This is a genomic window from Microbulbifer aestuariivivens (genome assembly GCF_039545115.1).
In the GTDB taxonomy this organism is placed as follows: Bacteria; Pseudomonadota; Gammaproteobacteria; order Pseudomonadales; family Cellvibrionaceae; genus Microbulbifer; species Microbulbifer aestuariivivens.
In genome coordinates this window covers 149,473-174,316 of record NZ_BAABRT010000002.1, presented here as the reverse complement: position 1 = coordinate 174,316, position 24,844 = coordinate 149,473, and the positions used below count along the sequence as shown (strand labels likewise).

General features: G+C 60.2%; 25 protein-coding genes. 2 read left to right on the top strand and 23 right to left on the bottom strand.

The window, feature by feature from the left end:
- Positions 1-30 precede the first annotated feature (30 nt).
- The 8 genes from ABEA58_RS01970 to ffh all read right to left on the bottom strand — a co-directional run bounded on the left by ABEA58_RS01970 (position 31) and on the right by ffh (position 7,186).
- Entirely contained in the window at positions 31-1,371 is a 1,341-nt protein-coding gene (locus tag ABEA58_RS01970; protein WP_345548478.1) for a homoserine dehydrogenase, read from the bottom strand.
- Between the two features lie 303 nt (positions 1,372-1,674).
- Complete coding sequence (locus ABEA58_RS01965) at positions 1,675-2,430, bottom strand: DsbC family protein (RefSeq protein WP_345548346.1); 756 nt, start codon at positions 2,428-2,430, stop codon at positions 1,675-1,677.
- 128 nt (positions 2,431-2,558) lie between these two features.
- Positions 2,559-3,461 (bottom strand): site-specific tyrosine recombinase XerD, encoded by a 903-nt coding sequence (gene xerD / locus ABEA58_RS01960; RefSeq protein ID WP_345548342.1) that lies wholly within the window; start codon positions 3,459-3,461, stop codon positions 2,559-2,561.
- Positions 3,462-3,614: 153 nt separating this feature from the next.
- The gene (rplS, locus tag ABEA58_RS01955; RefSeq protein WP_345548340.1) at positions 3,615-3,965 is read right to left on the bottom strand and encodes a 50S ribosomal protein L19; all 351 of its coding nucleotides are present in this window, start codon (positions 3,963-3,965) and stop codon (positions 3,615-3,617) included.
- A 79-nt stretch (positions 3,966-4,044) separates the two neighbouring features.
- A complete protein-coding gene (gene trmD, locus ABEA58_RS01950) occupies positions 4,045-4,812 on the bottom strand; it encodes a tRNA (guanosine(37)-N1)-methyltransferase TrmD (protein ID WP_345548338.1) in 768 nt (255 codons plus the stop codon).
- A 4-nt stretch (positions 4,813-4,816) separates the two neighbouring features.
- Entirely contained in the window at positions 4,817-5,356 is a 540-nt protein-coding gene (gene rimM, locus ABEA58_RS01945) for a ribosome maturation factor RimM (protein ID WP_345548336.1), read from the bottom strand.
- Between the two features lie 28 nt (positions 5,357-5,384).
- Positions 5,385-5,624: a 30S ribosomal protein S16 gene (gene rpsP, locus ABEA58_RS01940; RefSeq protein ID WP_069948357.1), complete on the bottom strand. Its 240-nt coding sequence runs from the start codon at positions 5,622-5,624 to the stop codon at positions 5,385-5,387.
- A 149-nt stretch (positions 5,625-5,773) separates the two neighbouring features.
- A complete protein-coding gene (gene ffh, locus ABEA58_RS01935) occupies positions 5,774-7,186 on the bottom strand; it encodes a signal recognition particle protein (protein ID WP_345548330.1) in 1,413 nt (470 codons plus the stop codon).
- Between the two features lie 176 nt (positions 7,187-7,362).
- On the opposite strand from ffh, the gene ABEA58_RS01930 reads away from it, so the two are divergent.
- Both ABEA58_RS01930 and ABEA58_RS01925 read left to right on the top strand, forming a co-directional pair.
- Positions 7,363-8,163, top strand: a complete 801-nt coding sequence (locus ABEA58_RS01930) for a cytochrome C assembly family protein (RefSeq protein ID WP_345548328.1) — start codon at positions 7,363-7,365, stop codon at positions 8,161-8,163.
- Positions 8,164-8,241: 78 nt separating this feature from the next.
- Positions 8,242-9,534, top strand: a complete 1,293-nt coding sequence (locus tag ABEA58_RS01925) for an HlyC/CorC family transporter (protein ID WP_345548326.1) — start codon at positions 8,242-8,244, stop codon at positions 9,532-9,534.
- 82 nt (positions 9,535-9,616) lie between these two features.
- On the opposite strand, the gene rnhB is transcribed toward ABEA58_RS01925, so the two are convergent.
- The 15 genes from rnhB to rpsB form a co-directional block, all read right to left on the bottom strand.
- Positions 9,617-10,231 carry a ribonuclease HII gene (gene rnhB, locus ABEA58_RS01920; protein ID WP_345548325.1) on the bottom strand — a complete coding sequence of 205 codons (615 nt, stop codon included), beginning with the start codon at positions 10,229-10,231 and terminating at the stop codon, positions 9,617-9,619.
- Entirely contained in the window at positions 10,228-11,385 is a 1,158-nt protein-coding gene (lpxB, locus tag ABEA58_RS01915) for a lipid-A-disaccharide synthase (protein WP_345548323.1), read from the bottom strand. Before lpxB ends, rnhB begins: the two co-directional genes overlap by 4 nt.
- A gap of 46 nt (positions 11,386-11,431) precedes the next feature.
- Complete coding sequence (gene lpxA / locus ABEA58_RS01910; RefSeq protein ID WP_345548321.1) at positions 11,432-12,211, bottom strand: acyl-ACP--UDP-N-acetylglucosamine O-acyltransferase; 780 nt, start codon at positions 12,209-12,211, stop codon at positions 11,432-11,434.
- 127 nt (positions 12,212-12,338) lie between these two features.
- Positions 12,339-12,776 (bottom strand): 3-hydroxyacyl-ACP dehydratase FabZ, encoded by a 438-nt coding sequence (fabZ, locus tag ABEA58_RS01905; protein WP_345548319.1) that lies wholly within the window; start codon positions 12,774-12,776, stop codon positions 12,339-12,341.
- Between the two features lie 129 nt (positions 12,777-12,905).
- Entirely contained in the window at positions 12,906-13,967 is a 1,062-nt protein-coding gene (lpxD, locus tag ABEA58_RS01900) for a UDP-3-O-(3-hydroxymyristoyl)glucosamine N-acyltransferase (RefSeq protein ID WP_345548317.1), read from the bottom strand.
- A gap of 18 nt (positions 13,968-13,985) precedes the next feature.
- The gene (locus ABEA58_RS01895) at positions 13,986-14,501 is read right to left on the bottom strand and encodes an OmpH/Skp family outer membrane protein (RefSeq protein WP_345548315.1); all 516 of its coding nucleotides are present in this window, start codon (positions 14,499-14,501) and stop codon (positions 13,986-13,988) included.
- 77 nt (positions 14,502-14,578) lie between these two features.
- Positions 14,579-17,146 carry an outer membrane protein assembly factor BamA gene (gene bamA / locus ABEA58_RS01890; protein WP_345548314.1) on the bottom strand — a complete coding sequence of 856 codons (2,568 nt, stop codon included), beginning with the start codon at positions 17,144-17,146 and terminating at the stop codon, positions 14,579-14,581.
- A 95-nt stretch (positions 17,147-17,241) separates the two neighbouring features.
- A complete protein-coding gene (gene rseP / locus ABEA58_RS01885; RefSeq protein ID WP_345548313.1) occupies positions 17,242-18,597 on the bottom strand; it encodes an RIP metalloprotease RseP in 1,356 nt (451 codons plus the stop codon).
- A 79-nt stretch (positions 18,598-18,676) separates the two neighbouring features.
- Positions 18,677-19,861, bottom strand: a complete 1,185-nt coding sequence (gene ispC / locus ABEA58_RS01880; RefSeq protein WP_345548311.1) for a 1-deoxy-D-xylulose-5-phosphate reductoisomerase — start codon at positions 19,859-19,861, stop codon at positions 18,677-18,679.
- Positions 19,862-19,924: 63 nt separating this feature from the next.
- The gene (locus ABEA58_RS01875; RefSeq protein ID WP_345548309.1) at positions 19,925-20,770 is read right to left on the bottom strand and encodes a phosphatidate cytidylyltransferase; all 846 of its coding nucleotides are present in this window, start codon (positions 20,768-20,770) and stop codon (positions 19,925-19,927) included.
- Positions 20,771-20,803: 33 nt separating this feature from the next.
- Positions 20,804-21,559 carry a polyprenyl diphosphate synthase gene (gene uppS, locus ABEA58_RS01870; protein ID WP_345548306.1) on the bottom strand — a complete coding sequence of 252 codons (756 nt, stop codon included), beginning with the start codon at positions 21,557-21,559 and terminating at the stop codon, positions 20,804-20,806.
- Positions 21,559-22,116 (bottom strand): ribosome recycling factor, encoded by a 558-nt coding sequence (gene frr, locus ABEA58_RS01865; protein WP_345548305.1) that lies wholly within the window; start codon positions 22,114-22,116, stop codon positions 21,559-21,561. Before frr ends, uppS begins: the two co-directional genes overlap by 1 nt.
- Entirely contained in the window at positions 22,109-22,849 is a 741-nt protein-coding gene (pyrH, locus tag ABEA58_RS01860) for a UMP kinase (protein WP_345548476.1), read from the bottom strand. Before pyrH ends, frr begins: the two co-directional genes overlap by 8 nt.
- A gap of 178 nt (positions 22,850-23,027) precedes the next feature.
- Complete coding sequence (gene tsf / locus ABEA58_RS01855; RefSeq protein ID WP_345548303.1) at positions 23,028-23,891, bottom strand: translation elongation factor Ts; 864 nt, start codon at positions 23,889-23,891, stop codon at positions 23,028-23,030.
- A gap of 119 nt (positions 23,892-24,010) precedes the next feature.
- Positions 24,011-24,760, bottom strand: a complete 750-nt coding sequence (gene rpsB, locus ABEA58_RS01850; protein ID WP_345548300.1) for a 30S ribosomal protein S2 — start codon at positions 24,758-24,760, stop codon at positions 24,011-24,013.
- Positions 24,761-24,844 lie beyond the last annotated feature (84 nt).

Sequence of the window (24,844 nt, the reverse complement as noted above, 5' to 3'; positions counted from 1 at the left end):
CCAGTGGCCACCGAATCCAGCCCGCACAACTCAGCCCAGCGGCTCAACCCGAATGCGTACAACTTCGCCTTCAACGGTATCCAGCGCTTCTATCTGGGCAACAGCCTCACGCAGGCGCGCCTCTTTGGCACGGCTGGTGAGGATCACCACCGGCACCAGGGCCTCGCCTTCGGCAGGCTCGTGCTGGATCAGGGCCTCGATACTGATACCCTGATCGCTGCAGATTTTCGCCACCTGTGACATTACGCCCGGTTTGTCATGGGCGGAGATTCTCAGGTAATAACTGGTCACCACCTCTTCCATCGGCAGCACTTCGGATGCGCTCTGGCTGCCCTCGGCAACACCCGCCAGCGGCACGCGCTGGTCCGGTGTGGCCTCAAGTGTACGGGCGACATCGACGATGTCCGCGATAACCGCAGAGGCGGTCGCTTCGGCGCCGGCGCCGGCGCCATAGTAGAGAGTCGGGCCTACCGCATCGCCGTTTACCAGTACGGCGTTCATTACCCCGTTGACACTGGCAATCAGGCGGCGCTCGGGAATCAGTGTCGGGTGCACGCGCAGCTCCACACCCTGCTCGGTGCCACGGGCGATGCCGAGATGCTTGATGCGGTAACCCAGTTCCTCCGCATAGCGAATGTCTTCACTGGAAATACCGCTGATGCCCTCGGTGTAGACCTTGTCAAATGCGAACGGCATACGAAACGCCAGCGAAGCCATAATCACCAGCTTATGGGCGGCATCGATACCCTCCACGTCAAAAGTGGGATCGGCCTCGGCGTAGCCGAGCGCCTGGGCCTGCGCCAGCGCTTCTTCAAAAGTACGCCCTTTGTCGCGCATTTCACTGAGGATGTAGTTGCCAGTACCGTTGATGATGCCAGCCAGCCACTGTATGCGGTTGCCCACCAGGCCTTCACGGAGGGACTTGATGATCGGAATACCGCCGGCCACGGCCGCCTCGTAGGCAATGCTGACGCCCTGCTCGGCGGCAGCGGCGAAGAGCTCGTTGCCGTGCTCGGCAATCAACGCCTTGTTGGCGGTGACGATATGCTTGCCGTTGCGGATGGCGGTCAGTATCAGTTCGCGGGCGACCGTAGTGCCACCAATCAGTTCAACGAGAATGTCCACGTCGGGATTGCTGGCCACATCGAAGATCTCACGGGAGACATTGACCTGGCTGGTGTCGCAGGCGGGGTTATCACGCCGCGCGCCAATCTGCACGATTTCTAGCGGACGACCGCAGCGGGCGGCGATATCCTCGGCGTTGCGGCGCATCACATTGACCGTGCCACTTCCCACAGTACCGAGGCCACAGATGCCAATGCGCACTGTGCGTCTCTGCTGGTTGGGGCTTTTATCGGATGCGTATTGAATGGTTTCTTCGACGGTTGCGCTCACAACTTCTCCCCGCGCAAACGGCTTACCTCTCCCAGGAACGAAACCCCGTCAAAGCGGGCCCGCTGCCGGGATTACAGCCAGGTAACAGCGCAATAAATGATTTTAAAAACAGTAAAAGGACGACAACCTTACTGACTGGAGAGGCAAAATGTCAATTAAATTGCGCATCCAGCCAAGCTGGCCGCCTGGCGCGTGAAGCCACCTCTGCGCCGGGGTCCAGACCCGGCTTTGCCGGGCACCAGGCAGGAGCCGGGCGGACAATACCGCCCAGGGCAATACTCAGATACCGAGTGCTTTTACCAGGGTATCGGGGGGCACATAACCGGGCACCACGGTGCCATCTTCCATCACAATGGTCGGGGTGCCCTGCACACCAATCACCTCACTACCAAGCTTGTATTGCTCGGCAACAGGATTCTTCTCGCACACCTCCAGGGCTACAAAATCTCTCGAGGGACCCTTGAGCGCGCTGAGCGTCTCATTGGGGGCGTCGGCGCACCAGGCGGTGACAAGCTTGCGGTACCCCGTAGTATTCAGGCCTGTACGGGGAAAGGCCAGGTAGCGCACTTCTATGCCGCGCTTGTTGAGCTCCGGCACGTCATTATGCAGTTTACGGCAGTAACCACAGTCCACATCGGTGAACACATAAATATGCGCTTTCTTTTTACCCTTTTTCGGAGAAAAGACAATCATGTCATCCAGATCCAGCGCCTTCATCACTTGCGCGCGCTGTCGCGAACGACGCTGCTCGGCGACGTTGACAAAATTGTCGGATTCCACTTTATACAGGTCGCCAAAAATAAAATAACTGGCATCCCCGGTCACATACAGGGTGTTGCCGCCACCGGCTTCCACCTCGTAGATCCCCTTTATCGGACTCTCGCTCACCTCGCCGTAACTCGCTCTGGGGTTGGCCGCCTTGAGCTTGGCCTTGATGGCAGCGGCTGTTTCCGCGTCGACTTCAGCCTGCACAACACCGCCAAACAGCGCCAGCACTGCGCCGACCAGCATCAGCGGCTTGTTGAGATACTTCATTCCGGATAACTCCTCTATCTATTCACGGCTTCGACCCTGTCGCCGCCCCACAGTTACCGCGAGTATGGCATCAATCGGCGGCGCTTGTCGCCACTGGCACAGAAGGCCCCGCCCTACACTGTCGCCCCCTATGCGCGGGGGTGATGCTGCTGATGCAGGGACTTGAGCCTCGCCCTCGCCACCTGGGTATAGATTTGCGTGGTGGAAAGATCTGTATGCCCCAGCAGCAATTGCACGACCCGCAAATCGGCGCCGTGATTCAGCAGGTGGGTGGCAAAGGCATGGCGCAACGTATGGGGGGACAGGGGCTTTTCGATTCCCGCCACCAGCGCCCAGTGCTTGATCCGGTACCAGAACGCCTGCCGCGTCAGCGGCTGCCCGGCGCGGCCGGGGAAACAGACATCACTCTGCCCGGGCGGCAATAGCAGCGGGCGCACGTCGCGAAGATAGCGCTGAAGCCAGGACTGCGCCGCCTCGCCCATGGGCACCAGCCGCTCCTTGCGCCCCTTGCCGGTCACGCGGACGACACCCTGACGCAGGTTGACCTGGGAAACCCGCAGGCTCACCAGCTCTGTCACCCGCAGGCCGCAGGCGTACAGCAGCTCCAGCATGGTGCGATCGCGCATACCCAGCTCGGACTCCAGGTCCGGCGCTTCCAGCAATGCCTCCACATCCGCTTCAGACAGGGATTTCGGCAGTGGCTTTGGCAGCTTGGGGTTTTCCACCAGAGCCACCGGATCTTCCCGAATCAAACCCTGGCGCAGGCAGTACTGAAAAAAGCCCCGCAGCGCGGCCAAAGCTCGAGCACTGGAGCGAGCGGAAATCCCCTTACGGTGGCGCTCGGCGAGAAAGCGCTGCACGTGCTCGCGCCCGACCTCCAGCAGTGCGGTGCCGCCCGCTGCGGCAAACTCAGCAAATGCGCGCAAATCACGGCCATAGGCGGCGCGCGTATGCTCGCTGGCACCGCGCTCGGCCCAGAGCATATCCAGCCAGCGGGCGACCATTTCTTCCTGCTGCTGTAGTTCCTGCATAAGCCTATTTAACCACACTCGCTGCGACAGCACGCGCAGCGGCACCCTCTGCCACTCCCCAACCACAACAGCCCTGACGCGCCGCACTTTTGCCGAGGCAAAAAAAAGCCGGAGCTGTATAGCTCCGGCTTTGTCGCATCGCGAGGGAGAAACTTAGTTGAGCTTCTCTTTGATACGCGCCGCTTTACCAGTCAGGTTGCGCAGGTAGTACAGCTTGGCCTGACGCACGTCACCGCGACGCTTGACAGTGATGCTGTCAACCAGCGGGCTGTGAGTCTGGAAGGTACGCTCAACGCCGACACCGTGGGAGATCTTGCGCACAGTGAAGGAAGAGTTCAGGCCGCGGTTACGCTTGCCGATCACCACACCTTCGAACGCCTGCAGACGCTCGCGCTCGCCTTCCTTTACCTTCACCTGAACGATAACGGTATCGCCCGGGGCAAAAGCGGTGACTTCGCTTTTCAGCTGTTCCTGTTCCAGCTGCTGAATGATCTTGTTGGTCATTTGGAATACTCCCAAATAGAGTTTGTGTAGCTTCACAGCTAGTTCACCGAACTACTCACGCCTCCCGGCGAATCCGGCATCAAGTTGCTTCGGAGTTGCGCTCCCGCCGGATTTCCTCCAGCAATTGCGCCTGCTCCTCGCTGAGCGTTAACCCTTCCAACAGGTCGGGCCGCCGCTCCTGCGTTCGCGCCAGCGACTGCTTGAGACGCCAGCGACGGATTCTCTCGTGATTGCCAGACAGCAACACTTCCGGCACCACCCTGCCCCGATACTCTTCCGGGCGCGTGTAGTGCGGGCAGTCCAGCAACCCCTGGGCAAAGGAGTCCTCAACGGCCGACTGATCGTGCCCCAGGGCACCGGGAATCAATCGCGTGAGGGCATCCACCATCACCATGGCGGCAAGCTCGCCACCACTCAAAACATAGTCGCCGATGGACCACTCTTCATCGATGAGCATCCCGATAAGACGCTCGTCGACACCTTCGTAGCGGCCCGCCAGCAAAACCAGATTGCCGGCATCCGACAACTCCAGCACTCCGCCCTGATCCAACTGCCGCCCCTGCGGGGACAGGTAGATGGAACGAGCCGTCGCACCGTCCGCTCCCGCCCAGGCTCGCGCCTCGGTCAGAGCCTGATACAGTGGCTCGGCCAGCATCACCATGCCTGGGCCGCCACCATAGGGGCGGTCATCCACGGTGCGGTGCCGGTCGCTGGTGAAATCCCTGGGGTTCCAGCAGCGCACTTCCAGCAGGCCATCCCTCACCGCTCGACCAGTGATGCCATGCTCGGTAAGGGCGGCAAACATCTCCGGAAAGATGGTCACCAGAGCGATTCGCTTGGCCACCATCAACTCAGAATTCCGGATCCCAGTCGACGGTGAGAACACCGGCTTCCAGGTTGATATCGGTGATGTATTCCCCGGGAATGTACGGGATCAGGCGCTCTCGCCGATCCGCACCACCGCGCACCACCAGGACATCGTTGGCACCGGTTTCCATCAACCGCACCACTTTGCCAAAGTCGACCTCGGCACCACCGAAGCGGCTGATCACACGCAGGCCTTCCAGCTGATGCCAGTAGTACTCGCCCTCATGCAGGGAGGGCATTTCCTCCCTGGATACGGCAACATCACGCTGACAGAAACGGGCCGCCACATCGCGGTCATCCACATCCTTGATGTGAACGATAAGGCCCTTGCCATGGCGTTTACCGCCATCGATAGCCAGGGGCTCCCAGCCTTTCTCCCCTTGCAGCCACCATTTCTGGAACTGCAGGATATTGTCCATAGGCTCGGTAAAGGAGTGCACCTTCACCCAGCCGCGGACCCCATACACAGCGGTCAGGCGCCCGACAGTGACCAGTTCTCCGGATTCGGAAGTGGAATCAGCCACGGACGCTCTCGCTTGCTGGGTCAATAACTTAAGCGGCTTCTTTCAGCAGCTTGCTGACGCGGTCGGAAACCTGCGCGCCCTGGCTCACCCAGTAGTCGACACGCTCACGATCGATGCGCAGACGCTCTTCCTGACCGCGGGCAACCGGGTTGAAGAAGCCAACACGCTCAATAAAACGACCGTCGCGGGATTTGCGGCTGTCGGTGACTGTCAGGTGATAGAACGGGCGCTTCTTTGCACCGCCACGAGCCAAACGAATGGTTACCATGTAGCTTTCCTGTAGTTTCAATACTGGGTGGTCGCAAACGGCGACCCCCTACAACAACTCTGCCGGTAGCTCACCCGGCTGAAAGGCGGCGTATTCTAATGTACCGCCAGAATTTTGTATAGCCGGTAATTGACCGGCTTTTCAACAGCTTACTTTTTGCGGAATCCCGGCGGCAGGCCGCCAGGCATTCCACCCATGCCGCCCATGTCACCGCCACCCATACCCGGCATGCCGCCGAGGCCGCGCATCAGCTTGTTCATGCCGCCGCCCTTGAGCTTTTTCATCATCTTGCCCATCTGCTTGTGCTGCTTGAGCAGGCGATTCAGGTCCTGGATCTGGGTGCCGGAACCGGCGGTGATGCGGCGCTTGCGGGAACCGCTGAGAATGTCCGGGTTACGGCGCTCGGCGGGGGTCATGGACCCTATGATGGCGTCCATCCGCTTGAATTCCTTGCCCATATCCGCCTGCTGGGCCATCTGGGCCATATTGCCCATGCCCGGCATCTTCTCCAGCAGGGAACCGAAGCCACCCATATTCTGCATCTGCTGCAGCTGGTCGCGCAGATCCTCGAGATCGAAGCCCTTGCCCTTCTGCACCTTTTTGACCAGCTTCTCGGCCTTGGCCTTGTCGATCTTCTGCTCCGCCTCCTCGATCAGCGACAGCAGGTCGCCCATGCCGAGGATGCGCGAGGCGATCCGGTCCGGGTGGAAGGTCTCCAGGGCATCGGTCTTCTCACCGACACCGATAAACTTGATCGGCTTGCCGGTCACGTGCCGCACCGACAGCGCGGCGCCGCCGCGGGCGTCACCGTCGGCCTTGGTGAGAATCACACCGGTCAGCGGCAGCGCCTCGTCAAAGGCCTTGGCGGTATTGACCGCGTCCTGGCCGATCATGGCATCGATCACGAACAGGGTTTCCGCGGGGTCCAGCGCACTGTGCAGCTCGCGAATCTCCCCCATCAGCTGTTCGTCAACGTGCAGGCGACCGGCGGTGTCGACAATCAGCACATCGGCAAACTGCCGACGGGCGGCATCCACGGCGCCCCTGGCGATATCCAGCGGCTTCTGCTCCGGCGTCGATGGATGAAACAGCGCACCCACCTCGCCAGCCAGTGTCTCCAGCTGTTTAATGGCGGCGGGACGGTAAACGTCAGCACTGACCACCATCACTTTTTTCTTCTCGCGGGCCTGCAGATATTTGGCCAGCTTTGCCACGCTGGTGGTCTTACCCGCCCCCTGCAGGCCAGCCATCAGGATGATCGCCGGCGGCTGCACAGCCAGGTTCAGAGGCGTCGCCGCCTCCCCCATCACTTTCACCAGTTCGTCCTGGACGATCTTGACGAACTGCTGGCCGGGGTTCAGCGCTTTGCTGACCTTCTGCCCCACTGCGGCGGTGCGCACCTGCTGCACAAACGCCTTAACCACTGGCAGCGCGACATCCGCCTCCAGCAGCGCCTTGCGCACTTCTCGCAGGGTATCGCGGATATTGTCATCCGTGAGGCGGGCCTTGCCGGTGACTTTCTTGAGCGCCGACGAAAGGCGGTCACTGAGATTGTCGAACATAGATGCGTCTCGAATTTTCTGCTGACGGCAGTGCGGGATACGCCATACCGGTCTCTGAGGCGCGGCAGTATAGCTCAGGAGCGGGCACAGCAGAAACTCCCACGGGGGCGGGCTTTCCTGCCATCGCGGGCTGTGACACACTGCCGCCCTATCGCAAACGAGACACGGACTTATCGATGGCGGCTCTGGCCCACTGGACGGCAATCCTTCTTTACCTCGCGACCACGGTTGTGGCCGCACTGGCGCTCTCCAACCGTCGGCGGCCAAACAACACCCTGCTGCTGGGCCTGCTCGCCGGTGCAGTGCTCACCCACGGCGTGTCCCTGCTCGACACCCTGATCTCACCCGCGGGTTACCGCTTCGACCTCACCGCCATGCTGTCCCTGGTGGCCTGGACGGTGAACCTGCTGATCCTGCTGCTGGCCATCCAGCGCCCGCTTTACCTTCTGATCCTGATCCTGGCGCCCCTCGCGGCACTGGCCGAGCTGGCCTCTCAGCACTATTCAGGGGCGGTGATCCCCCGCGCACGGCTCTCGGCGGGCGTGGCCCTGCACGCCCTGCTTTCTATCGCGGCCTACTCGCTGCTGACACTGGCCACCCTGCAGGCCATCTATCTCTTTTACCAGAATCAGCAGCTGCACAATCACCGTCCAGGCGTTATCAGCCGCTTTCTGCCGCCGCTGCAAACCATGGAGTCGCTGCTGTTTGGCCTCATCGGCTTCGGACAACTGCTGCTCACCGCCTCACTGATCACCGGCTTTCTATTCGTCGACAACCTGTTTGCGCAGCACCTGGTGCACAAAACCGCCCTCTCGCTGCTGGCGTGGCTGCTGTACAGCATCCTCCTGTGGGGGCACTGGAGATGGGGCTGGCGCGGCAACACCGCCGTGCGCTGGACCCTGACCGCGTTTGCCGCACTGATGCTGGCTTACTTCGGCAGCAAGCTGGTGCTGGAAGTGATCCTGCAGCGCGGCTAGAGATGGGCAAGGGCCCGGACTTGCGGCTGCGGGAATTCTGTTTCAATATCCCCGCTCGACAATAAACAGAGTTCCACCTTGAACGATATACCTCCCGGGCTGGTGTTCGGCCTGCTGGCCCTGCTCATCGCCATTTCCGCTTTTTTCTCCAGCTCCGAAACCAGCATGATGACGCTGAACCGCTACCGCCTGCGCCACCAGGCCAAGAGCGGACACCGCGGTGCCAAACGGGCGATGGAGCTGCTGTCGCGCCCGGACAAGCTGATCGGTGTCATCCTGATCGGCAACAACCTGGTCAACGTCCTCGCCTCCATGATCGCCGGGGCCATTGCCACCCGCCTCTACGGCGATGCCGGACTGGCCTACGCCGGGGTCATCCTGACACTGGTGATTCTGATCTTTGCCGAGGTCACACCGAAGACCATCGCCGCCCTGCACCCGGAAAAAATCGCGTTTCCAGCTTCGGTCATCCTGAAACCACTGCTGTGGCTTCTGGCTCCGGTTGTCTGGCTGGTGGGCAGCATCTCCAACGGCCTGGCGCGTCTCGTAGGCGTCGAGGCCACCGCCGGCGCGGAGGTCGAGCATCTGGCCCCGGAAGAGCTACGCACAGTGGTATTCGAATCCGGCGCCCTGCTCCCCAGCAAGCACAAGGGAATGCTGCTGAATGTGCTCGACCTGGACCAGGCCACCGTGGAAGACATCATGATCCCGCGCAACGAAGTGGTCGGAGTCGATCTGGAAAGCGGCGGCGACAGGATTCTGCAGCAGCTGGCCGAGAGCAGCTACACGCGCCTGCCGGTATTTCAGGGGGATATCAACCGGGTGGTGGGGATTCTGCACCTGCGCCGCGCGGCACAGATCCTCAGGGACGGACCCGAAAAGTTCAGTCCGGAGAAACTGAAATCCTATACCGACGAACCCTATTTTGTTCCGGAGGCCACTCCACTGCCGACACTGCTGATGAACTTCCAGAAGCAGAAACGGCGCATGGGACTGGTGGTGGACGAGTATGGCGAGGTCATGGGCATCGTGACCCTGGAAGACCTGCTTGAGGAGATCGTGGGCGACTTCACCGCCAGCCCGGTGCCCAGCGATGACGAGGAAATCACCGCACTTGGTGACGACTGGTACCTGATCGAGGGCGGCACATCGATCCGCGATATCAATCGCACCCTGCACTGGGAGCTGCCCACCGATGGCCCCAAGACCTTCAATGGCTTGGCCATGGAGCACCTGGAGAGCATCCCCGACGGCAATATCAGCTTTTACATTCTGGACTACCTGGTTGAGATCGTTGAAGTCTCGGACAAGATGATCACCCAGGCACGCGCGCGAAAGGTCGTTAAGAAGAGCAAAAAAGCCGGTAAATAGCCCGCCGACTCAGAGGATGGCCGCCGGCATCAGCAACCTGCGGCAGCCGGAAACACAGACAGCAGCCAGCAGAAACTACCCGCTAGACCAGATCCATCGACAGCTGCTTGACCGGAGCAAAGCTCTGGCGATGGATTGGAGTCGGCCCCAGCCGCTCGAGAGCCTGCAGATGCGCCTTGGTGGGATAACCCTTGTGCCCCGCCAGGCCGTAGCCCGGGTAAACGCGGTCCAGCTCCACCATTTCCCGGTCGCGGGTCACCTTGGCCAGAATCGAAGCGGCACCGATAGCGGCAACCCTGCCATCCCCTTTCACCACGGTATCACAGGCATAGGACCAGTCCGGCTTACGATTGCCGTCCACCAGCACAAATTCCGGCTGCAGCTCAAGCTGCTCAACCGCGCGGCGCATAGCCAGCAGGCTGGCGTGGAGGATATTGAGCTGATCAATCTCCGCCACACTGGCGCGGGCGACGGCAAAAGAGAGCGCCTTTTCGCGGATCTCATCATAGAGCCGCTCACGCTTTTTCTCACTCAGCTTCTTCGAGTCCGCCAAACCCTCAATGGGCCGGGCAGGGTCGAGTATCACCGCGGCCGCCACCACATCACCCGCCAGGGGTCCGCGGCCAACCTCGTCGACACCCGCGAGCAGACACCCCTGATACGGACAGACGTAAGGCGGGGGTTCGGTTTTACTCATGACTTGGCCTGAATGAGCGCACAGACAGCTTCCGCCGCCCGAGCCGAGGCATTGCGGCGCAGTTGCTGATGAATCTCGTTAAATTGACGCTGCAATCGGTCACACAGCAGCGGGTCCTCGAAAAACTTCAGCACCTCAGCGCCGAGAGCGGCTGGCGTGGCATCGTTTTGCAAAATTTCCGGCACCAGCTCGCGATGCGCCAACAGGTTCGGCAGCGCAACCCAGGGGGTCTGCAGAAGGCGGGAAAAAATGGCGAAGGACACGGGCCCCATCTTGTAAGACACCACCATCGGCTTTTTCAGCAGTAGCGTCTCCAGCGTTGCGGTTCCAGAGGCGATCAGCACCGCGTCGCTGGCGGCCAGCGCCTCATGGGAACGCCCATCCAGCAATGTCAGCGGCAACTCCGGGAAAGCCGCCAGCAGGGCGTCCAGTTCCGCACGCCTGGCCTCATTGGCCGCAGGCAGCACAAACTTGAGATCCGGCTGGCGCTGGTGACACCAGCGCGCCGCCTGCAGAAACAGCGGGCCGAGGTAACGCACCTCGCCACCGCGACTGCCCGGCAGCAGGGCCACGATACGATCATCGGCAGCAAAACCCAGCGCCGACCTGGCGGTATTCACATCCGGAGACAGGGGCAGGTCATCCGCCAGCGGGTGCCCGACAAAAGTCACCGGCACGCCGTGCTCCCGGTAAAAGTCCACCTCAAAAGGCAGCAGCGTCAGCATATGATCCACCGCCCGGGCAATTTTTTTGATCCGCCCACGCCGCCAGGCCCAGACAGAGGGACTCACATAATGCACAGTGGGGATGCCGGCGGCCTTCAGAGACTCCTCAAGCCCCAGATTGAAGTCGGGAGAATCGATGCCGATGAAAACATCGGGCGGGTTTTCCAAAAATTGCTCACGCAGGTGTTTGCGAATCCGCAACAGCTCCGGCAGCCGCTTGAGCGGCTCAACCAGCCCCATCACCGACAGGCGCTCCATGGGATACAGTGATTGCGCCCCCAATCCCTGCATGCGAGGCCCGGCTATACCCTCAACCTTCACCTCGTCAAAGCGCTGCTGCAGCGCGGCGATCAAACCCGCACCGAGGATATCGCCGGAGGCCTCTCCGGCCACGATACCGATACGCAGGCTGCTCTTGTTTGCACTCATAGGGGAAGTTGTCATCTGGACAGGGAGAGTAGCGATCTCAACGAGATCAACGGACGATGCCGCGATTCGAGGACTTGAGCGAATCGATCCAGGGCTGCACCACAGGCGACTGTTCACGCAGATCAACCAGCGCTTCCAGAGCTTCCTGCAGCGTCAGCCCACGGCGGTAGACAATCTTATAGGCCTTGTTGATCAGCGCGATATCCTCGCGTGAGAAGCCGCGACGACGCAAGCCCTCGGCGTTGATGGTCTTCGCCTCAGCCGGGTTGCCCGCCACCATCACGTAGGCGGGAACGTCCTTGCCGATCGCCGCGCCCATGCCGGTAAATGCGTGCTCACCGATAGTGCAATGCTGGTGAACGAGACTGAAACCACTGAGAATCGCCCAATCGCGAATGACCACATGACCGGCCAAGGCCACATTGTTGACCAGAATCGTATTGTTGCCGATGACGCTGTCGTGACCCACATGGGCATAGGCCATGATCAGGTTGTCATTGCCGATCGTGGTCTCGCCGCGATCCTGCACCGTACCGCGATGGATAGTGACACCCTCGCGGATAACATTGTTGTCGCCCACCACCAGGGTCGTATCTTCGCCCTGATATTTCTTGTCGGGGGTATCCTGTCCGACCGAGGAAAACTGGTAGATGCGGTTGTTGCGGCCGAGCTTGGTGGGGCCGCTCAGCACAACGTGAGAGGCGATTTCACAGCCATCCCCGATCTCGACCTTGGGACCGATGATGCTGTAGGGACCAATGCGCACCCCGGAGCCGATGACTGCCGATTCGTCGACTATTGCCGTGGGGTGAATTTCTGTCTGCATACTGCGTCCCGTTACTAGCAACTCACAAAGGCGATTACTTTAAACCCGGTTAGAAAATAATGAAACCAAATCGGTCAGGTGTCGCAGGCTCCGCTTCACCCAACCAGACACGGGAATGATAGGGAAATCAGAGCTGCTTTACCGCACAAAGCACATTGGCGGTGGTGGCCAGCTCCCCGTCGACACTCGCCTTACAGGCGAACTTCCAGATGCCGCGCCGCTCCGAAACCACCTCCGACTCCAGCGTCAAGCGGTCCCCGGGTACTACCTGACGCTTGAAACGCACATCGTCGATACCGGCAAACAGATAAAGGTAGCCATCTTCCGGCTTCTGCCCCAAGGTCTTGAAGCCGAGAATACCGGAGACCTGCGCCAGCGCCTCGATAATCATCACACCGGGGAAAATGGGCACCTCGGGGAAATGGCCGTTGAACACTTCCTCGTTGACGGAAATATTCTTGTAGCCCTTGATGTATTTACCCTCCTCCAGCTCGACCACTCGGTCGACAAGCAGAAAAGGGTAACGGTGTGGCAGGTACTGACGAATCTCGCGAACGTCCATCATTTGTAATGTCCCCAGAAACATTTTCGGGGCGGAAGAGACTGCCGCCTGATTCAATGACTTCTTCAGGAGACAGGACTCTCGCCCCGAAAAGCTAGCTCGCATGGATAATAAGTCGGCCCCGGGCCGGGATCAGTCGCTCTCGCCAGATCCGACGGCTGTGCCGGCCAACTGCTTCTCAAGATCGCGCAGGCGCCGAGCCATCTCATCCAGTTGCGCAAAACGCACCGCGCTGCGGCGCCAGCTGCGACTGTCTGAGAAGGGAGTACCACTGGAGTAAGAGCCGGCCTTGTCGATGGACTTGGTTACCAGCGTCATGGCGGTGACATGGGTCTTGTCCGCCACGCTTACGTGGCCAACCACCCCGACACCCCCGGCAATGGTGCAGTGCTTGCCGATCGTGGCGCTGCCCGCCACCGCCGAGCAGGCAGCAATGGCTGAGTAGTCACCAATTTGCACATTGTGCGCGATTTGCACCTGATTGTCGATCTTCACACCCCGCCCAATGACCGTATTGCCAAGTGCGCCACGGTCAATACAGGTACAGGCCCCCACTTCGACCTGATCGCCAATTTCCACCCCGCCGAGCTGATGAATCTTGGTCCACTGACCTCCGCCAGGGGCAAAACCAAAACCATCGGCGCCAATCACCGCGTGGCTGTGGACGATACAGTCACTGCCGATGGCGCAGCCATGATAGATGGTCACGTTGGCATACAGACGGGTGCGGGCGCCCACTGTACTGCCCTCCCCCACCACGGTATTGGGCCCCACAACCGCACCAGCGCCAACCTGTGCGTGGGCCTCTACTACCGCCCCGGCAGCAATCGAGGCCTGCGGGTGCACAACGGCATCCGGATGCACCGTCGCCGAGGCATGGACACCCGGGGAGGCGATCGGCGTGCGATCATACAGGGCTGTCGCCAGCGCAAAGGCGTGATAGGGATTCGCCACCACCAGTGCCGAAACCGGGCAGGCATCCGCCTCCGCATCGGTGACGAGCACCGCGCCGGCAGCGGTATTGGCGAGGAATCGGCGATAATTAGCGCTGGCAAGAAAGCTGACCTCGGTGGGGCCAGCATCCTGTAGGGTATTCAGACCGGTTGGCACCAGCTCGGCGTCAGCACCAGGGGCCAGCCGCAGGTCTGCGCCCAGCCGATCGGCCAGCTGGGCGAGAGTCAGATTGTGATTCATGAAAAGAGGTATCGAAGCTTACTTGTCGGCGTTCATGCGCTCGACAATCTGCGCGGTGAGATCAATATTGGGGGCGACAAAATAGGCGGAGGTGGCGTCGAGAACCAGCTCCAGCTTCTGCTCCTTGATCACCGCCTCCAGCGCGGTCTTGGCCTTGGGCGCCATGGTCTTCTGGATGTCCTGGCCCACCTGAGCTTCCATCGCCCGCAGCTTCTTCAGCGCGGTTTCAAAATCCGAGCGCTTGAAGTTCATTTTGCGCTGGTGTTCGGCTTTCTGCTCTTCAGACCAGGTCAGGCCATTCTTCTGCGCGTCTTCGGCCATTTTCTGCACTTCGGCACGGATGGACTCAGCGCTGCTCTGCAGCTTCGAGTACTCGGAGCTGGTCTTGAGCGCGTTGACCTTAGACTTGGCGGCTTCGGTACTCATAATGGCCGCCTGCAGATTGAATACCGCCACCTTGGTCTGGGCCAGTGCGGACGCTGAGGCCAGGATGCCGGCAAGCAGTACTGCGGTAATCTTGAAGGTTTTCAGCACGTCGAATTCTCCGTTTTGCTTTAGTTATCGTTGGTTTTGCACATTTACTTACAGTGCGCTTGCAGCACAACCGCGTTTTAGAAGCTGTTACCCAGAGTAAACTGGAACACTTCCACTTCATCCTCATCGTTTTTCTGCAGCGCCTTGGCCACGGAAAACTGCAGTGGCCCGAAGCCCGTGATCCATGTCAGACCGAGACCGGCAGAAACGTTCACGTGGCTGAGGTCGACATCGTAACAGTTGAGCTGTGTCTCGCCACAGCTGCTGTCGAAGACGTTACCGGCATCGATAAAAAACGTCGACTGCATGGAGCGCTGATCCTTGACAAAGGGAAGCGGGAAAATCACTTCCGCGCTCCCCTCGATCAGGATATTGCCCCCAAAAGGCTGCGGCTCACTCTGATTGCTACTCACCTCGAGCGCACCGGTCTCAGCATTGAGAACGTAACAACGTTCTGTAACAACGCCATTTTCGGTGGCACAACTCACCAAACGGTAGGGCGTTGGTGGCGTGGAGCGCGGACCCAGGGTATTGCGCTCGAAGCCGCGCACGGAGCCGAAGCCGCCGGCATAGAAGTTTTCAAAGAATGGCAGTTCCGGCGTATCGCCATAGCCGTTGGCATAGCCCAGCCGGGTGCGCAGCCGCAGGGTGAGGTCCTTGGTCAGCGGGCGGAAATACTGCGCGGTGTAGATCAACTTGCCGTATTCCAGATCGCCGCCGGGCAGCGCCACCTCCAGAGAGGCGCGCTGCGAGGCGCCGCGGGTGGCGAGGATGCCGCGGTTCAGGGTGGAGCGGGCGTAAGAGGCGGTTACCGTAAAGGTGTCGAACATATCCCCGTACAGGTCTACGAAGCCGTTCAGGTCGCTGTTCAGCAGTTCCGGATCGACCGCCGACCCCAGACTTAGAGCTTCTTTCGCTTCTGCAGCCTCACTCAATTCCTCCAGCACAGACGCCTCATCGGTCGACAGAATAAAATCCTCAACCCCCTCGATAGGCCGCGGTGTCTCACTGATTTCCTTCACCGAGTTGATGCTGTTACCGAGTTCCAGGTGCGAGAAACCCAGATTGAGGCCCACCCGGGAAATCTCCGAAATGGGATAGCCAAAGCTGAGCGCGGCACCGTAGGTGGTGGTGTTATAGCTGGCGAGATTGATCTCGGAGTAATCCCGCTCCTGATAGAACACATTGAATCCGCGGCTGACCCCATCCGGGGTGAAGTACGGGTCGGTGTAGGAGAAGTTGGCCACCGTCTGGTAACGGGAGGTGTTAATCGCCACCCCGACCGTTTTGCCGGTACCGAGCCAGTTGTTTTCCTGCACGTTGGCGCCCAGAACCAGGCCACTGCCCTGGGCATAGCCAAGGGTACCGCCAATCGAGCCAGAGGGCTGCTCTTCGACGGTGTACTCCACATCAATCTGGTCAGAGGTTCCGGGCACCTCGGCGGTTTCCACCTGCACTTCCTTGAAGTAACCGAGACGCTCCAGGCGCACCTTGGACTGCTCGATACGGGCGGAGGATGCCGAGGCCGCCTCCATCTGGCGCATTTCCCGGCGCAATACTTCGTCGGAAGTGCGGGTATTGCCGCGGAAGTTGATGCGACGCACATAGGCGCGCTTGCCCGGGTCGATAAAGAAGGTGACCTTCACCGTCTTGTCTTCTTCGTTGGGCTCGGGCATGCCATTCACCTCGGCAAAGGTATAACCCTCATTGCCAAGGCGCTTGGTGATGTAATCGGAAGTGGTGGTCATCAGCACCTGGGAGAAGGTCTGCCCCTCCCGTACCAATAGTAGCCGCTTGATTTCCTCCTCCGACACCACCGGGTCGCCGGCCAGGTCCACCTCGCTCACGGTGTACACATCGCCTTCATTGATATTGACAGTGATAAAGACATTGCTCTTGTCGGGGCTCAGGGATACCTGCGTGGAGTCAATGCGAAACTCCAGGTAGCCCCGATCCAGGTAGTAGGACTCCAGCCGCTCCAGGTCGCCGGTCAGTTTCTCGCGGGAGTACTTGTCATCGCTGCGCAGCCACGAGAGCCAGCCGGTGGTCTGCAGCTCGAAGAGTTCGGCCAGTTCCTCGTCGGAGAATGCGCGGTTGCCGACGATATTGATGTGTTTGATGGCGGCGACGGACCCCTCGTCAACCACCACTTTCAGTTCCACCTGATTGCGCGGAAGCTCCTTCACCTCAGTGGTCACGCTGGCGCCGTAACGGCCCTGGGCGACATACTGCCGCTCCAGCTCCTGAGCGAGACCCTCGAGCGTGGCGCGCTTGAAAATCTGCCCCTCGGCGAGGCCGTTTTCCTCCATGCCCTTCAGCAGGTCTTCCGTCTTGATCGCCTTGTTGCCGGTAATCTCGATATTGGAGATCGCCGGACGTTCGCGCACGGTGATTACCAGCACACCGTTTTCACGGCCGACCTGAATATCCTGAAAGTACCCGGTGCGGAACAGGGCTCGCGTTGTGTCCTGAATTTCCAGGCTCTCGACCTGGTCACCAACACGCACCGGCAGGGCTGCGAACACGGTGCCGGCAGAAACCCGCTGCAGGCCCTCCACGCGGATGTCGTTGACCACAAACGATTGGGCCACGGCAGTGACGGGAAGGGCCAGGCCCAGCGAGGCCGCCTTGAGGAAATCTTTCATTGACTAAATCCGAGTTTCTTATTCGAAATTCCAGTTGGTGACCGGTTCTCTCCGCCACCAAGCGCCGCTGTCGACGCTAAATCGCTTCAAAATAGCTATAGACGCAAAATATCGTTGTAAAGCGCCAGCCCCATAATGCCCAGCACCATCATCATGCCCACCTGCAGTCCGATCACTTGTACCCGCTCCGATACGGGTGAGCCCTTGATCGCCTCAATAGCGTAGTAGAGGAGGTGCCCACCATCGAGCACGGGGATGGGCAGCAGGTTCAGAACCCCAAGGCTGATACTGAGCAGCGCCAGCAGTGACAGAAACGATTGCCAGCCGGCCTCCGCCGAGGTGCCGGCCACTTTAGCAATGGTGATTGGGCCGCTCAAGTTCTTGGTGGAGAGGTCGCCAAAGACCAACTTTTTCAGGCTAGCGAGGGTGAACAGGGTTTTATCCCAGGTCTCCTGCAGCCCTTTCAGCGCTGCGCCGGCGAAACCATATTGATAGGTACGCACCCGCTCCTCGGGCCAGGTTTCCACCACCGGCAGCACACCGATGCGACCGATTTCTTCACCGCTGTCGAGAGTCACGGCTTCGGGCGTAACATCCAGCATCAGTCTTTCGCCGCCGCGTTCCACCTCAACCCGCATAGCCTGGCCGGCCCTGGCGCGGACGTATTCGGTCCAGGCATCCCAACCTTCAAATGCGCGACCATCGGTGGCCACAACTGTATCACCAGCCTGCAGGCCGGCCCGTTCGGCGGGACTGTCGCCGGTTACCTGAGACAAGGTAAGGGTCACGGAGGGGGTCCACAGGGTCAGGCCAATTTCCGCCAGGGGGTCAGGAATCTCGCGCCCCGCCAGCCAGCGCTCGATATCCGCGGACGAATGGTACTCCAGCTCGGAACCGGGATAGCGCACCGTAAAGTCAATGGTGCCGGTATCCCCAAGGCGATTGGCGAGCCGCCAGTTGAGAGCCTGCCAGGTGGGTGTGGCTTCACCATCGATGGCGACGATCTCCTGGCCCGACTCCAGGCCGGCACGGGCGGCGATACTGCCCGGCTGCACATCTTCCACGATGGGCACAGGGCCGGCCGCGCCGCCCATAAAGACCGCCCAGAAAAGCACAATGGCCAGCAGGAAGTTGGCCGCAGGGCCTGCGGCCACAATCGCCATGCGGGCCCAGACGCTCTTGCGATTGAACGCCCGGTCCAGGTCCTCGGCGGGCACAGGGCCCTCGCGCTCATCCAGCATCTTTACATAGCCGCCAAGGGGAATGGCGGAGATGGTGAATTCGGTGCCGTGGCGATCATATCGGGAGAGCAGACGGTGGCCGAAGCCGATGGAGAACCGCAGCACTTTTACGCCACACAGACGCGCCACCAGGAAGTGTCCGGCCTCGTGAAACGCGACCAGTACAACCAGTGCTACCAGGGCCCAGATTACTGTCTGAATAAAGTCCATAGTCTGACTGCTAACTCACTCTTGGATATCGGCGACCAGCGCCCCCGGGCCACATAGCACAGCGACCTCGCGGAACCCTTCAGGCCGCCCCGAGAAACTCCCGTGCCAGCGCGCGGGCTTCCCGATCGGCACTTTCGACTGCATCAAGATCCGTCAGTTCAATGAAAGCGGCACTTTTCAGGACGCGCTCGATCAACCCGGGAATACTGGTGAAAGACAGGCGCCCATCGAGGAACGCCTCAACCGCCACTTCATTGGCGGCATTTAATACCGCGGGGGCACTGCCGCCGACATCGATGGCCTCCCGCGCGAGGCGCAGGCAGGGAAAGCGCTGCCAATCCGGGGCCTCGAAATCCAGCCGCCCTTGGGCGATCAGGTCCAGCGCGGCGACACCACTGTCGATGCGGCGCGGAAACGCCAGCGCGTGGGCGATCGGGGTACGCATATCCGGGTTGCCCATTTGCGCCAACAGGGAGCCATCCCGGTACTGCACCATGGAGTGCACGATACTCTGCGGGTGCACCACCACTTCAATCTGATCAGGCCGGGCATTGAACATATAGCAGGCCTCGATAAATTCGAGCCCCTTGTTCATCATGGTGGCGGAATCCACGGAAATTTTGCGCCCCATGGACCAGTTTGGATGGGCGCAGGCCTCTTCCGGCGTAACCCGGTGCAGAGCTTCCGGATCGTGGCATCTAAAAGGACCGCCCGAGCCGGTGAGAAGAATCTTTTCGACACCGGCCGCCTCAAGGCTCTCACAGGGGGATGGCAGGCACTGGAAAATCGCATTGTGCTCGCTGTCGATCGGCAGCAGTTCCGCCCCGCTCTCCGCCAGCGCCTGCATAAACAGCGGACCCGCCATTACCAGCGACTCCTTGTTGGCCAGCAGCACTTTTTTGCCCGCCTTGACTGCCGCCAGCGTGGGGCGAAGACCGGCAGCCCCCACAATGGCCGCCATCACGGCATCCACATCAGGGTCTGCGGCCACTTTGCAGAGACCATCAACCCCCGCCAGCACCTGCGTGCGCAAACCATCGGCAGCGAGGTTTTCCCGCAGCTCTGACGCTCGGGCCTCGGGCACAACGGCAAATCTGGGCTCGAAGCGACGGCACTGCTGCGCAAGCTCTGCGATCCGGTCTCGCGCCGTCAGTGCAAACACGGTGTAATGCTGGGGATGGCGCGCCAGCACATCCAGGGTGCTGACGCCAATGGAACCGGTGGAACCGAGGACGGTAACGGATTGTTGCGGCAAAGCTGGCATAGGCTCCTTCTGTACCTCTCGGGCCTCTGTCATGCGGACCCTCAGTGCGGGTTGCGGGTCGTGTTACAGGTATTTAGGCAGTTCGCTGGCGAGAGCCGCCATGGTGAACACCGGCAGCGCCGCTGACAGGCTATCCAGCCGGTCGAGGATACCCCCGTGCCCCGGCAGTATGCGGCTGCTGTCCTTAATGCCCCGGTGGCGTTTCAACATGCTCTCAACCAGGTCGCCGATGACGGAAGCCACGGCGGTCACGAGTATGCCGAAGGAAAATAGCAGGCTGTTTTTGAGCGGCAGCGAAAGCGCCACAGAGACTGCAACCGCCAGAATCAGACAGGCTGCGAGACCGCCAAAAAAGCCCTCCCAGGATTTGCCCGGGCTGACCTCGCGGGCCAGCTTGCGCTTGCCGTAACGGCGGCCCACAAAGTAGGCACCCACATCTGCGCACACCACTACAGCAACGACGAACAGCACCAGCCAGGCGCCGTGATCCTGCCCGCGCAGAATCACCATCGACAGCCACGCGGGCACTAGGACCACCAGGCCAATCAAACCGCGTATCCAGCGGTTGCCCCACAGCATGGCGCTGGCCGGGTAGCTCTGCACCCACAGGAATGCCAGCGCCCACCAGCCGCAGGCTACCGCCAGGACTTCCTGAGCCCGGGATGTGTCCGGGCTGCCGAAATCCATCGCAAACACATAGTTCGCCACCGCCATAAGACTCGCGATAAGCGCTGCCAGGAACACGAAACGAAGCGCCCGGTTCAGATTGGAGAGGTTGGCCCACTCCCAGCCTCCGAGGAGGATGACCGCCACGGTCGCCACCGTAAACCAGTCAATAGGAAGGAAAAACAACGCCCCAAGGAACAGAGCCACCAATACCAGCGCGGTAATTATTCTTTGTTTTAGCACCGTCAAAACCTTTTTCTTCTCATTCTCCCGGCCTCAGGCTTGTGCTGCCAGGCCGCCTTCACTGCGACCGCCGAAGCGGCGATCCCGACACTGGTAGGCCTCGATGGCCGCATCCAGCTCCGCTGTCCCGAAGTCCGGCCACAGTGTATCCGTGAAATAGAACTCACTGTAGGCCGCCTGCCATAAAATAAAATTGCTGATCCGCTGCTCGCCACTGGTGCGAATGAGCAGGTCCACCGGCGGCAGCTCCGCCAACGACACGTAATCTCCGAAAGACTCTTCGGTAATGGAATCCGGTGTGCGACTGCCGGCGGCCACCTCTGCGGCCATTTGGCGGGCGGCCTGAGCGATATCCCATTGACCGCCGTAATCCGCGGCAATCACCAGCGTACCGTGCTCGCCGTCGGCCGTGACCGCCTCGGCATCGTCAATGGCTCTGCACAGGCGCGGCGAGAAGCGGTCGCGACGGCCGATCACCCGCAGACGCACGCCCTCATCGCGCATGCGTCGCGCCTCGCGGCCCAGATAAGAGTGAAACAGGCTCATCAGCAGCTCCACCTCCTTGGGCGGACGCTGCCAGTTTTCACTGGAAAAAGCGAATAGCGTCAGCACATCGACACCCCGCTCTCGACAGGCAGAGAGCAGGTCTCGAATGCGCTCGACGCCGGCCTTGTGGCCAGCTGAGGGGGAGAGGCCGCGACTGGCAGCCCAACGGCCATTGCCATCCATAATGATGGCTATATGGCGCGGCTGCTTCTGCATCTCTTCCCCGGCACCCCTGAAAGACATCAAATTTCCATCAGGTCTTTTTCTTTTACCGCCAGCGCCTGGTCGACATCGGCAACAAACTTATCGGTAATTTTCTGAATCTCGTCAGCCGCGCGACGCTCTTCGTCTTCGGAGATTTCCTTATCCTTCACCAGCGCCTTGACCTCGGCCAGAGCGTCGCGGCGGATATTGCGGATAGAAACGCGCGCGGTTTCAGCCTCACCCCGGGCTTCGCGAATAAAATTCTTGCGGGTCTCCTCGGTGAGCATAGGCATGGGGATACGGATCACTGAACCGGCGGTGCTCGGGTTCAGGCCCAAGTCAGACTTCATGATGGCCTTCTCAATTTCTGGAACCAGGTTCTTTTCCCACGGCGTCACGGACAGAGTACGCGCATCTTCGACGTTAACATTGGCAACCTGTGACAGCGGGGTTTCCGATCCGTAGTAGGAAACACGGATACCATCAAGGATGCTCGGGTGCGCGCGGCCAGTGCGGATTTTGTTGAAGTTACTGCCCAGCGCGTCCAGCGCCTTGCCCATGCGGACCTTTGCGTCTTTTTTAATATCTTCAATCACGTTTCACTTCCTCTTCAATTAGCGTGCCCTCTTCGCCACCCACCACGATATTGAGCAGCGCGCCGGCCTTGTTCATGCGAAAAACCCGCACCGGCAGATTGTTGTCGCGGCACAGGCAGATTGCAGTTAAATCCATTACCCCGAGCTTTTTATCCAGCACCTCATCGAAGGTCAGGCGATCATAGCGTGTCGCCGTGGGCTCGATCACCGGGTCTGCGGAGTAGACACCATCCACCTTGGTGGCCTTCAACACCAGCTCGGCCTCGATCTCGATGCCGCGCAGGCAGGCGGCGGAATCTGTGGTAAAGAAGGGATTGCCGGTACCCGCGGCAAAAATCAGCACCTCGCCACGCTCCAGATAGCGGATTGCGGCACGGCGGTCGTAATGATCGACAATGCCGCTCATCTGGATGGCGGACATCACACGGGAGGAGATATTGGAGCGCTCCAGAGCATCGCGCAGGGCCAGGGCGTTCATGACGGTCGCCAGCATACCCATGTGGTCACCGGTCACGCGATCGAGGCCTGCGGCATGCAGGGCCGCGCCGCGGAACAGATTGCCACCGCCAACCACCAGACCCACCTGTACACCGATACCCACCAGCTGGCCGATTTCCAGGGCCATTTTGTCCAGCACCTTGGGGCTGATCCCAAAGCCCTGATCCCCCATCAGCTCTTCCCCGCTCAGCTTCAGCAGGATTCGTTTGTACTTGCGGTCTTTTACTCCGGGCATCATCGGTTCCTCTGTGGCGCACTGCCGCCGAACATTACAACAATTTCGGTCATTTACACAGAGGGGTGCCCCGACAGAGCTCTAAAAGAACCCGCCAGTGGCACCCCGTCCGGTCAGCCGCCACTCGGCGGCTGAGTACCATCTGCGACCATCGGCAGCAGTGGCTTTATGCAGTCGATCAGGAGGAGGACTTAACTTGCGCGGCCACCTCGGCAGCGAAATCAACCTCTTCCTTCTCAATACCCTCACCCACTTCAAAGCGAATGAAGGAAACCACGTCCGCACCGCCGTCTTTCACCAGCTTACCAACGGTAACGTCCGGGTTCTTGACAAACGGCTGCTCGACAAGGCTGTTTTCCTTGAGGAACTTCTTGATACGGCCACCCATCATCTTCTCGACGATCTCGGCAGGCTTGCCTTCCATATCCGGCTGAGCTTTGATGATTTCCTTTTCTTTCTCCAGCACTTCAGCTGGCATGTCTTCCGGCTTGTTGACCTGCGGGTTTACCGCGGCGATGTGCATGGCCACGTCGCGGGCAATTTCAGCCTCGCCGCCACTCAGGGCAACCAGGGAAGCGATACGGCTGTTGGAGTGAACGTAGGAGCCAACCACAGGCGCTTCAACTACCTGGATGCGGCGCACGCCGATGTTCTCACCGATTTTCTGGACCAGCGCCTCACGGGCGGTTTCCAGCTCACCTTCCATCAGCGCGGCAACATCTTCCTGGCGCTCGGCGAAGGCCTTCTCCACAACCTTCTCTACGAAGGCCTTGAAGTTGTCATCGCGGGCAACGAAGTCAGTCTCGGAGTTCACCTCGACCAGCACACCGTAGCTGGCATCATCGGCGACTTTTGCCGCAACAACGCCGTCAGCAGCGGTACGACCGGCTTTTTTGGCAGCCTTCAGACCGGAAGCCTTGCGCAGATCTTCAATCGCTTTTTCGATATCGCCATCCGCCTCGGTCAGTGCTTTTTTGCACTCCATCATCGGCAGGCCAGTGCGCTCGCGCAGTTCTTTTACCATAGACGCGGTAATCGCCATGATTCAATCCTCGGGGTTCTGTCACTGAAAATTAGAAAAAAGGGGCCGATGCTCGGGCCCCTTTTCGAGTTCGCGGTGTAAAGATCCACTGTTACACCGCTGCGCCCTGCGATCCCTGATTAGGAGTCCGCAGCGGCTTCGTCGTCTTGCGCTTCGACGTATTCATCCTTGGCAGCAGCACCGCCCGCTTCAGCGGTACCGGCGAGCACAGCGTCAGCCACAGCGGTGGTGTACAGCTTGATGGCGCGGATGGCGTCGTCGTTGCCAGGAATCACGTAGTCGATGCCGTCGGGGTCACTGTTGGTGTCCACAACGCCGATGACCGGGATACCCAGCTTGTTGGCTTCCTGGATAGCGATGCGCTCGTGCTCGACGTCGATCACGAACAGCGCGTCCGGCAGGCCGCCCATATCCTTGATACCACCGATGGAACGCTCCAGCTTATCCATGGTGCGGGTGCGCATCAGAGCTTCTTTTTTGGTCAGCTTATCGAAGGTACCGTCCTGAGACTGAGTCTCCAGGTCGCGGAAACGCTTGATGGAAGCGCGGATGGTCTTGTAGTTGGTGAGCATACCGCCCAGCCAGCGGTTGCTGACGTAAGGCTGGCCAGAGCGCTCAGCCTGCTCCTTAATGGACTTGGAAGCGGCGCGCTTGGTGCCAACGAAGAGAATCTTCTTCTTCTGGGCAGCCAGACCCTTGATGACCTGCAGGGCTTCATTGAAAGCCGGCACAGTGTACTCAAGGTTGACAATGTGAATCTTGTTGCGGGCACCGAAAATGTACTGATCCATTTTCGGGTTCCAGTAGCGGGTCTGGTGGCCAAAGTGGACACCAGCCTGCAGCATATCGCGCATGCTGACTTGCGGCATAAGTAAACCTCAGATTTCGCGGAAGCCGGCCGTATCGTTTTGGCCGCTGCTTCCCGGGTTATATCCTCCACACACCCCATGCAC

Bases quoted from the DNA above. Each gene is read 5' to 3' on its own strand.
- ispC (WP_345548311.1), bottom strand. From the start codon at position 19,861: ATGCCAGCTTTGCCGCAACAATCCGTTACCGTCCTCGGTTCCACCGGT.
- rpsB (WP_345548300.1), bottom strand. From the start codon at position 24,760: ATGCCGCAAGTCAGCATGCGCGATATGCTGCAGGCTGGTGTCCACTTT.
- tsf (WP_345548303.1), bottom strand. From the start codon at position 23,891: ATGGCGATTACCGCGTCTATGGTAAAAGAACTGCGCGAGCGCACTGGC.
- rseP (WP_345548313.1), bottom strand. From the start codon at position 18,597: ATGGACTTTATTCAGACAGTAATCTGGGCCCTGGTAGCACTGGTTGTA.
- rpsP (WP_069948357.1), bottom strand. From the start codon at position 5,624: ATGGTAACCATTCGTTTGGCTCGTGGCGGTGCAAAGAAGCGCCCGTTC.
- ABEA58_RS01965 (WP_345548346.1), bottom strand. From the start codon at position 2,430: ATGAAGTATCTCAACAAGCCGCTGATGCTGGTCGGCGCAGTGCTGGCG.
- rnhB (WP_345548325.1), bottom strand. From the start codon at position 10,231: ATGAGTAAAACCGAACCCCCGCCTTACGTCTGTCCGTATCAGGGGTGT.
- xerD (WP_345548342.1), bottom strand. From the start codon at position 3,461: ATGCAGGAACTACAGCAGCAGGAAGAAATGGTCGCCCGCTGGCTGGAT.
- lpxB (WP_345548323.1), bottom strand. From the start codon at position 11,385: ATGAGTGCAAACAAGAGCAGCCTGCGTATCGGTATCGTGGCCGGAGAG.
- trmD (WP_345548338.1), bottom strand. From the start codon at position 4,812: ATGGTGGCCAAGCGAATCGCTCTGGTGACCATCTTTCCGGAGATGTTT.
- uppS (WP_345548306.1), bottom strand. From the start codon at position 21,559: ATGTCTTTCAGGGGTGCCGGGGAAGAGATGCAGAAGCAGCCGCGCCAT.
- ffh (WP_345548330.1), bottom strand. From the start codon at position 7,186: ATGTTCGACAATCTCAGTGACCGCCTTTCGTCGGCGCTCAAGAAAGTC.
- rplS (WP_345548340.1), bottom strand. From the start codon at position 3,965: ATGACCAACAAGATCATTCAGCAGCTGGAACAGGAACAGCTGAAAAGC.
- pyrH (WP_345548476.1), bottom strand. From the start codon at position 22,849: ATGCCCGGAGTAAAAGACCGCAAGTACAAACGAATCCTGCTGAAGCTG.
- ABEA58_RS01930 (WP_345548328.1), top strand. From the start codon at position 7,363: ATGGCGGCTCTGGCCCACTGGACGGCAATCCTTCTTTACCTCGCGACC.
- fabZ (WP_345548319.1), bottom strand. From the start codon at position 12,776: ATGATGGACGTTCGCGAGATTCGTCAGTACCTGCCACACCGTTACCCT.
- lpxA (WP_345548321.1), bottom strand. From the start codon at position 12,211: ATGCAGACAGAAATTCACCCCACGGCAATAGTCGACGAATCGGCAGTC.
- bamA (WP_345548314.1), bottom strand. From the start codon at position 17,146: ATGAAAGATTTCCTCAAGGCGGCCTCGCTGGGCCTGGCCCTTCCCGTC.
- lpxD (WP_345548317.1), bottom strand. From the start codon at position 13,967: ATGAATCACAATCTGACTCTCGCCCAGCTGGCCGATCGGCTGGGCGCA.